The sequence below is a fragment of the Streptomyces sp. NPDC050388 genome (assembly GCF_040655635.1).
Classification (GTDB): domain Bacteria; phylum Actinomycetota; class Actinomycetes; order Streptomycetales; family Streptomycetaceae; genus Streptomyces.
Genome location: NZ_JBFAKH010000155.1, coordinates 1 through 8953, shown reverse-complemented (window position 1 = coordinate 8953; position 8953 = coordinate 1). Strand labels below are relative to the sequence as shown.

Sequence of the window (8953 nt, the reverse complement as noted above, 5' to 3'; positions counted from 1 at the left end):
GCCCCGGTGATGTCCCGGACGACGCCGCCGCCCAGGTTGATCTCACCGGGGTAGGAGAGGGCGGTGTTGGTGTAGCGGACCAGCCCGTAGTCGTTCCTCGGGAAGCTGTATCCGGCGGTGGTGCCGACGGGCACCGTGCGGGCCGAATCCGCGTACCAGGTGGTGCTGGTACCCGCGCAGTGCCCCGCGAGGATGCCGTAGTACGTGCTGCCGCCAAGGGCGTTGAAGGCGACCGTGCATCGGGCGCCGCCGTTACCGTACAACGTGTCGCCGCCGCGTACGGCGGTCGGCGCCGCCGATGCGGCGGGTGCCGTCAGGAACACGGCGGCGAGGGCGGTCAGGACGGCAGTCAGGGTTACGAGGATGGGCGAGCGTCTCACGGTTCCTCCCAGTGGGGACGCGGTGGAGTCGCGCTCCGGTGCACCCATGGTGGGGGAACCGTCACCGAGTCGACAGGCCGCCTCGGGAGGAACCGGACGCAAACGTGACAACGCCGGCCGGGCACCTGCCCGGGCCCGACGTCGGACTGCTCGCGGAGCCGGTCAAGGGCAGGCGGAATCAGGGCGCTGTCACGTTGTTGAGTACGTGAGTGCCTGATGATGTGTCGGGGTGTGGGTCGGCTTCGGGCGGCGGTCTGGGTCAGGCTGTTGGGGGCAGGGTGGCGCGGCCGGTGATCTGGTCCCAGATGGCGAAGCGGATGGTCATCTCGGCGCGGTAGTGGGCGGCGGTCATCAGGTGGCGGTGGGTCCGGAAGTGGGGGGAGATGCCGCTGAACGCGGCCAGGAACCGCTGGGCTCCGCCGACGGAGCGGAAGCCTTTCATGGCGCGTTCGCGCTGCCGGGTGGGCTGGTGGGAGTTCTCGGCCCGGTTGTTCAGGCCCTTGTGGGCACGGTGCTCGGCGGAGGGCATCAGCTCCCGGTGGGCGGTGCCGTAGGAGCGGAGCTTGTCGGTGATCAGCACCCGCGGTACCCGGCCCTGCTTCTTCAGCAGCCTGGCGAGGAATCGCTTGGCGGCCTTGGCATCCCGCCTCGACTGGACCAGGGTGTCCAGCACGTTGCCGTCCTGGTCGACCGCGCGCCAGAGGTACTTCTGCTCGCCGTTGATCGTGATGAAGACCTCGTACAAGTGCCACGTGTCGCCGGACCGGGGACGTCGGCGGCGCAGCGCGTTGGCGTAGGACCGCCCGAGCTTCAGGCACCATCGGCGGATCGTCTCGTAGGACACAGCGACACCGCGCTTGAGTATCAGCTCCTCGACCTCCCGGAAGCTGAGCGGGAAGCGGAAGTACCGCCCCACGCAGTGCGCGATGATCTCCACCGGGTACCGGTGGCCCTGGTACGACCGCAGCGCGGACGACACCAGCGACTCCCTCCCCGGCACGATCAACTCCAAGATCATCCCAGGTCAGGCAGCCAACGTGACAACGCCGCAGGGCCCACTCTCCGTCTCCCGGTTCCGCTGCCCGGTCGTGCTGCTGTTCCAGTTGCAGATACGACTTCAGGGACTCCCGGCTCATGCCAGTGCGCTGGCAGTACACGGCGGCCAGAGCGGTCGCCGCCCGAGTCGCCCGCTCCCGCTTCCTCTACGAAGGCGGCCACCGCTACGTCCGCTGTGTCGGCCATCCCGCTACCCGAGTGCGGCCGCCTCGGCCGCCGCCGCCTTTGCCTCTTCGTGGCGCCCGAGCGCGGCCAGGTGGCGCGCCTGCTTGCGCAAAGCCTTGGCGAGGACGGGGATGTAAATGCCGGGCTGGTCGGCGGCCAGACGGCGCCGGATGATGACGGCCTCAGTGACGGCCATCACTGCCTCCTCGTGGCGGCCCAAAGCGGATAGCCGGGTCGAGAGGTTGCTCAGGCAGGTGGCGAGGTGGGGCTCGTGGACTGTGGGCCGGACGGCGGTCATGCGGCGCCGGATCGCCACCGCCTCGGTGATCGCTGCGAGGGCTTCTTCACGGCGGCCCACCTTGCCCCGGCGGACGGCCAGGTTGTTGAGGCTGAAGGCCAGGGCGGGGAGAGTGGCGTCCGGAACACTGTCGGCGAGCTGGCGGCGGATCTCCACGGCCTCCTCCGAGGCGGCCAACGCCTCCTCGTGGCGGTCCGCGGCCACCAAGCGGGTCGACAGATTGGTGAGGTTGACGGAGAGGGCGAACCAGTGCCGCTCCGGCTGGACGGCGACCAACTCGCGGCGGATTGCCACCGCTTCGTGTATCGCGCCTAGTGCCTTCGCCGTCCGTTCAAGCTCTCCCAGTCGGAGCGAGAGGTTGTTGAGGCTCTTGGCGAGATCGTTGCGGTAGAGGTCGGGCCGTTCAGCGGCCAGTTCCCTGCGGATCTCCACGGCTTCCTGGGTGGCGGTCAGCGACTCCCCCTGTTGTCCCAGCGCGGCTAGGCGCAGGCTCAGGCCGTTGACGCTCTCCGCGAGGTGCGCCCGGTCCTCGAGCGCGGGCGGCGACCCCCGCGCGCACAGTTCGCGCCAAATGGCCACCGCCTCCCGGCTGGCGTCCAGTCCCTCCTCGTACCGGCGCAGCGCCCCGAGCCGGTACGAGGCGCGGTCCAGGGCGCGCGCGTAGGCGGCCGGCCGGTCGGGGCCGCCGGCGTGGTCGCGGTGGTGTTTCACCAGCCGCAGCAGCAGTTGGGCAGCGACGCCGGCGAGGTTGTGGCTGTGCTGCGGCAGACGGTCGGCCAGGTCCTCCAGGAGGGCGCGGGGGGTGGCCGGGTCGTCGGAGACGCGACGTAAGGCCTCGACCAGCGGCTGCGGGTTCTCGGTGCGGGTGACGACCTCGACGGCTGGCGCGGCGAGCAGGCCGGGGTGCGCGGCGCACAGCGCGGTCAGATCGGGGCCGAGCCGGTGGCGGAGGTCGGGCTGGGCGGCCGCCCGGGTAAGGACGGTGAGCAGCCGGGTGGCCTGGGCCGGGCCGGAGCCGGGCAGCAGACTTTCTGACAGGCGCGGATGGCGGTGCAGGTGGCGCCCGAGGAAGCGCTCGGCGAGCCGGTCGGGTTGGAGGCCGTCCCACACGCGGGCGTCGTCCGGCGGGTACAGGGCGCGGATCCAGGCGCGCACGGCGCTCCGGCGGTCGCGGGGCTGGTCGGACAGGTTCGGTACCCTCGCCAGGAGCGCGTCCGCCTCGTCCCCGTCGTCAGCCCCGTACAGGAACGCGGCGGCCAGGGCGTCGACGAGGGTGCTCATGGAGAGCTGCGGGTGGAGGTGGTGGGCGGTCGCGGCGGCCTTCCAGTAGCGGCGCTCGTGGCCCAGCAACCGGTCCTCGACGGTGCCGGTGCCGGCACCGTCGAGGACCGGCGTGTCCGGGTAGCCGTCGGTGTCCGGGTCGTCGGGGCCCGTTTTGGTGGCCGCGTCGAGGAGGTCCGCCAGCACAGTCATGTGCAGGGTGAGAGCGCTCGCCAGGCCGGGCCCATCCAGCGTCGGCACGGACATGCTCGCGGCCAGCGCGGACCAGGGATGATCCTGCCAGCGCTGCACATCCCGTAACTCGGCGGCGAATCCGTCCGCCGCCTCGCGGTAGGCCGCCTCCCGGTTGCTGGCTTCGGGCTCCAGCGGCTTCAGCGCAGTCACCGAGGCCCCGTCGAGCAGATCCTCGGCCTCGAAGGTGTCGCCGCGCAGGTCGTCCCACCAGTCCTCGGCGGTCCGGGCCAGCAGGATCATTTTGATGCGGACCGCGCCGTCTTTCCTGGCCAATGCCCTTAGTAGAGCGGACAGTTGGCCGGGGCGTGTCTCGGCGTAGTCGACCACCACCAGTGTGGGGACCGCGGCCGACGCTAGTACGGCCAAGTCTGCGGCGGAGGCGTCGGCGCGCAGCCACAGCGTGGCCCACCGGGGTGCACCCTGTTCGAGTCCGGTGGCGAGCTGATGGGCGAGACGGGTCTTGCCCTGTCCGGCCGGACCGTGTACTAGCCAGACGCCGAATCCCGGCGTGTCGCACCAGGCGCGCATCCGTCTCAGCAAGTCCTCCCGGCCCCGGAACGGCACCACTGCGCGCCGGGCCCGCAGCAGCACGGCGGGGGAGGCCAGGAGGCCCGCCGTGGGGCGGGTGTCGTTGATGTCGGCTAGATGCCGCCACTCCACTGGCTCCAGCGGTTCCCCGCCGTCCCGCGCCGCGCCGTGCTCGGCCAAGGCCGCCCGGAAGGCCGGATCGTGGTGGAGGACGTAGGCGGGTACAACGCCGAGGCCAGCGTGTCCGAACCCGGCAAGGTCGGCGGCGATAACCCCGGTGAGCAGGCCGCCGCTGAAGACCGCGGCCCCAGAGAGGCCGCCCCAGGGCGACGTGTCGTCGGCCGTCGGCGCGGGGACCTCGCGCAGGGTGACGACATGCCGGTTGTCGGCTCGGCCAGTCAGGGGATTAAGGGTGCCGGTCGCCTGCCACACCTCGCAGGGACGGTTAGGACGCTGGATGGCCTCCGGCGTCCCGGCGAGCTCGCAGGGAGTACCGGGCCGGTCGGTCACCAGCCGCCCCCAGCCGGGCGGGGCGCCCTCCGGCGGCACCCAGGCCAGATCGGTGACAGACAGCAGGGCCGCGTCGTCCCGGCCGCCCGGGGTGCCGCGCCAGACCACGGTGGCCCGGCACCTGGCTCCGTCGCCCGGCCTGAACACCTCGGTCTTCGCAGCGCCCGGGACGACGTGCGCCGACGCCAGCACCAGTCCGGGCGCGATCACGTACCCCGAGCCCCGCTCGCCCGAGCCCTCCACGGCCACCACTCGCTGACGGTGCATCGGTCCCCCTGACGGACGCTTCGGGAAGCGGTGCGGGGCAACTCCTAAGCTGGCCCCTGAGGTCCGAATCAGTCCGGAATGCGGTCCGCCGCGTTCTCGGGCCCGGCAGGCCGGCCGGCGCCGCCGCTGACGAGCAGGTCACCGCCGGTGGCCTTGCGCGGGGTGAGCGTGAACGACACGCGGTGGGTACGGCCGCGGGAGACACCCGCCTCTGCTTCCGCGCCGACCGCCCAGAGCCGGAAGCCCGCTTTCGCCTTCGCGTCCGCCCGGATCTCCACCTCGAACTCCATCTCCACGGGCCCGACCGCGAAGACGAGGTCGGGGTGGTTGCCGCCCACCCCCGCCGCCTCGATCAGCTCGTCGCGTACCGCGGCGACCGCCTTCACCAAGGGAATGTCCACCGAACCCCGTCCCTCTCGTCCCGCCCCGCACTTCGCCGACACCACTGTAGAGCGCTTCTGAGGTTTTGCGCTTCAAGGTGCCGGTTGCCCTTGATGGGTGTAGGCCGACGGTATGAGGTATCCCGATAGCGGCGGCCAGAGCCCGGCCAAGCGGGGCCGTGGGCGCGACAGTCGTTGTGGTCTGATCGGCCGATCATGTGGGTGTTGAAGGCGGCGACGGTCGGCTGTGATCGCTGTGGTTGCTGTACTTCTCTGCTGTACGGGGAGTCCCGCTGTGCAGTCGACTTCCTGCCTGTGTCCCCAACGGGGCGTCTCCTCCGGCATCCTGTCCGATGTGACATTGATCCGTGCGGTGGCGATCGGCTTTCTTGCAGGGGGTGCAGGAGCCCTGATCTTCGACCCCAGAGGTGAGGGACTCGACCACCTGCGTCTCGCCCTGCTGATGGGGTTGCTTGTCGGTCAGCTCCTCACGGTCCCGGTCTCACTGGTGGGCGGGGTCGTCTGGGCGCGGCCACGGAAAGGGAGGTCGATTCGCCCTTACGACTTTTCCATGGGCTCCCTGCTCATGGCCTTGGGCGTTCTGGTGGTGACCCAGGCGCAGGCAGCGGTGAACTGGCTCAGCACCGAGCCGACCCCCGGTGGCGTTGGCGATCCGGATGGAGAGACATCCATAGCGGGGTTGGCCGGCCTTTCCGGATGTCTGATAGTCCTCGTCGGCCTGGCGTTGCTGGCGAATGGCGTCTGGACGAGTACGCGGACAGGTGGCCTGCGGCCCACTGTGGATGCCTCTCAGGACTAGCATCAAGGTTCCCGAGACGGCCCCAGTTTGGAAGATCGCGTAACTGGAATCGGGCTGACCTGGCAAGATGCTGACCTGCGAGTCTCCGGGCGACTCGCCGACGTTCCCCGCTGTTCCCCGCCTATGGCCGTCCGATCGGGCACGCATGGGGCATACGTGGCCTTCTCCCGGCCTTCCCGGCTGCGAGTGCGACCCCTCTTCCCCATACTGAGCCTGCTCGGCGCTTACGCGGTCGGTGGAGCCTCGCGAGCCCAGTCGAAAGGCATCGGCGCGCCCTGCGGGATCACCCAAGGGTGGGGATACCGAGCGTGACAACTGGTGCAGCGTGCGACGAACGGACCGACCTCGGGGTTTGTGAGAACGCTGTAGTGGCTGGAGGGCCGAGCCGGGAGCATGTTGCCCTTGCCGAAAATGTCATCCGTGCAGGTTAGGCGGCATGTTCGTACTCGTGGAGGATGCCGCCGAGGCGGTCGCGTCTGCGTATGTCGAGGCGGGCGATCTGCTCCGGAGCGGTGATCGGCGTGGGCAGAGGGTTGAGGGGCCGGGCATTCGCAAGGCCTTGATGCGGCCTGTGCTCGTTGTAGAAGTTCTCGAACTCGCGTAGGGCACGCAGGAGATGGCGCTGGTTCCAGATCAGGGTACGGTCCAGCAGCTCTCGCCGACAGGTCTGTACCCACCGCTCCATGATCGAGTTCATGCGCGGCATCCGGACGCCGCTGAGCACGGCTTCGATGCCCGCATCCTGGAGGACCGCATCGAACAGCTGAGGGAACTTTCCGTCCCGGTCCCTGATCAAGTAGCGTGCTCGGCAGCCGGCGTCCTCAAGGTCCATCACAAGATTCTTTGCACCCTGGATTACCCAGGAGGTGGTCGGATGCGCGGTCGCGCCCAGGATCCGAATCCGCCGGCTCGTATGCTCGATCACGGCGAACACGTACAGGCGTGCCCCGGACAAGGTGACGGTCTCGAAGAAGTCGCATGCCAGGAGCGCGTCCGCCTGAGAGTGCAGGAAAGCTGCCCAGGTGCTGCAGGCCCGCTCCGGCGCCGGATCGATCCCTGCCTCCTTCAAGATCTCCCAGACCGTGGAGGCGGCCACCTGTACGCCGAGCACCAGCAGCTCACCGTGCAGGCGGCGGTATCCCCAATTCGGGTTCTCCCTGGCCAGGCGCAGCACCAGAGCTCGGATCGAGCGCACGGTGCGCGGCCGGCCCCCGCGCCTCGGCCGGGACTGGGCGACGTGGCGTCGGGCGAGTAGGTCGCGGTGCCAGCGCAGCACCGTATCGGGGCGGACCAGCAGCCGCATCCGGCGCAGGGCCTCCCGCGGCAGGCCATGCAGCAGCGCCGCCAGAAGAGCCCGGTCGCTGGGGTGGAACCGCACCCGCTGCCCGCTCAGTTGCCGCTCCAACACCGCAATCTGATGACGGAGAGCCAGGATCTCAACATCCTTCTCTCGGTCGCTCATCGGCAGCAACCTCAGCATCGCGAACGCGTTCGTCACACACAGGTACGCCAGTCTCAGCAACACGGCCGATCATCATGCCGCGCTCACCGTCAGCGTGCGAGAGCATCGGCTCGAGCTGTCCCGGCCGGCGCCCCGGGAAACCCACTCCCACCTGCACGGATGAGGTATTCGGCAAGGGCAACGTGGACGACTGGCTGGCCGGCGGCATGAGCACCCGGTACAACGTCCGCGACTTCCTTGTCTGGGCAGCTCGACGCGGCTACGCACACGAGCTCCTCGTCCCCCACCGAGGCAAACCGGATCCCGCCGGCCTCGACGAAGACGTCCACTGGGACGTCCTCCAGCAGTGCCTGCACGACGACCAGCTGCCACTCGACGTCAGGGTCGCGGGCGCGCTGGTCCACCTCTATGCCCAGCCACTGAGCCGGATCGTCGCTCACCAGCAACGACATCCGACCAGATCCCGCTGGCAACCGACTTCTCCTCGACCGCCAGCCTCTTCCTCTGCCCCCACCGCTCGACACCCTGGTCGAGCAACTCGCAACAGAGCATGAGACCACCGCCGCACCGGCGCCTGTGAGGCTCTTCCAGGGAAGCTATCCGGCCCGGCCCATGCCCGTCGCTACTCTCCAGCGACGGCTCAACACCTACGGCATCAGAGCCAAACCGTCCCGGGTCACCGCCTGCCTCAACCTCGCCCACGACCTACCACCTGCCGTCCTGGCCTCGATCACCGGCATACACGTGATCACAGCAGAAAAGTGGCACCAACGCGCGGCACCCGACTGGAGCGCCTACCTCGCCGCCCGACGCCAGACGGGGACCAGCACAGACTGCAGATGACAAGTCTTGTAGGGCCGGCGGAGTCGAGGCAGTCAGCCTCGTCGCTTCTACGTCGTGAGAGCTGGCCGCCAGGTCATCGCCTGGCGGCCAGCCCTCGTGCTTGCGGTAGGCGCCGTTGATTCAGTTAGCGCTCTGGAATCCGTGAAACGTCTCGCTGGCTGCGGATATCATTCTGTCTCTTCGCCGCTTCTAGATACTGACTTCCGTCGCGCTACGGCTATGCCCCCCGCAATGAGGCCGACCCCAGCGAAGAGCGCGGCGGACTGCCAAATTGGCCAGTCGAAAAGTCCAGCTGCAGTGACAAGAACTCCTACGAGGCAGGTAAGAGCGGCGCAACTGACGACAATAGCGAGAGCGTTTGGGGTTTTTCGTTCCACGCGTTTCTCCTCAGAAGAAGCTCCCGACTGCTCCACCAATCAGACCGCCCCACATGCCATTCTGTCGTTCCGCTTGCGTGCCGCCTGCAATCGTGGCGCCAGCAGCGCCGCCCCCTGCACCCCATAGCGCGCCGGTGACGACGGCGGCGCCAATGCATGCGGCGCCAGCAGTACCGATACACGCAGCACCAACTGCTGCTGCACCAAGCCCGCCAGCCACCGTGCCAGCGACGACACCCACCGCGTCAGCGAATGAGGGGTGTGTCAATTTAACGGCCCTGTCTCACTTTCGGTGGTGACGGAGCGTGTCGTTATCCGAGGAGGATGCGGTGGCGAAGAAGGGTGAAGCCTG

The 8953-nt window shown here is 69.1% G+C and carries 7 protein-coding genes; 1 reads left to right on the top strand and 6 read right to left on the bottom strand.

Going from position 1 to position 8953, the window contains the following annotated elements; translation table 11 throughout:
* The 4 genes from AB0I73_RS38960 to AB0I73_RS38945 all read right to left on the bottom strand — a co-directional run.
* A partial coding sequence (locus tag AB0I73_RS38960; protein ID WP_363045135.1) for a S1 family peptidase occupies positions 1–380 on the bottom strand: 380 nt, incomplete at its 3' end.
* Positions 381–639: 259 nt separating this feature from the next.
* Positions 640–1398, bottom strand: a complete 759-nt coding sequence (locus AB0I73_RS38955) for an IS6 family transposase (RefSeq protein WP_363045134.1) — start codon at positions 1396–1398, stop codon at positions 640–642.
* Between the two features lie 228 nt (positions 1399–1626).
* On the bottom strand, positions 1627–4719 hold the full coding sequence (locus tag AB0I73_RS38950; protein WP_363045133.1) for a tetratricopeptide repeat protein: 3093 nt from the start codon (positions 4717–4719) through the stop codon (positions 1627–1629).
* Between the two features lie 68 nt (positions 4720–4787).
* Positions 4788–5120, bottom strand: a complete 333-nt coding sequence (locus AB0I73_RS38945) for a trypco2 family protein (RefSeq protein WP_363045132.1) — start codon at positions 5118–5120, stop codon at positions 4788–4790.
* A 274-nt stretch (positions 5121–5394) separates the two neighbouring features.
* Between AB0I73_RS38945 and AB0I73_RS38940 the strand changes: the two genes are divergently transcribed.
* Positions 5395–5919, top strand: a complete 525-nt coding sequence (locus tag AB0I73_RS38940; RefSeq protein WP_363045131.1) for a hypothetical protein — start codon at positions 5395–5397, stop codon at positions 5917–5919.
* Positions 5920–6346: 427 nt separating this feature from the next.
* Here the strand turns inward: AB0I73_RS38940 and AB0I73_RS38935 are convergent, their stop codons facing one another.
* Complete coding sequence (locus tag AB0I73_RS38935) at positions 6347–7444, bottom strand: integrase core domain-containing protein (protein ID WP_363045130.1); 1098 nt, start codon at positions 7442–7444, stop codon at positions 6347–6349.
* A gap of 26 nt (positions 7445–7470) precedes the next feature.
* Positions 7471–7833 (bottom strand): hypothetical protein, encoded by a 363-nt coding sequence (locus AB0I73_RS38930; protein WP_363045129.1) that lies wholly within the window; start codon positions 7831–7833, stop codon positions 7471–7473.
* Positions 7834–8953: the final 1120 nt, after the last annotated feature.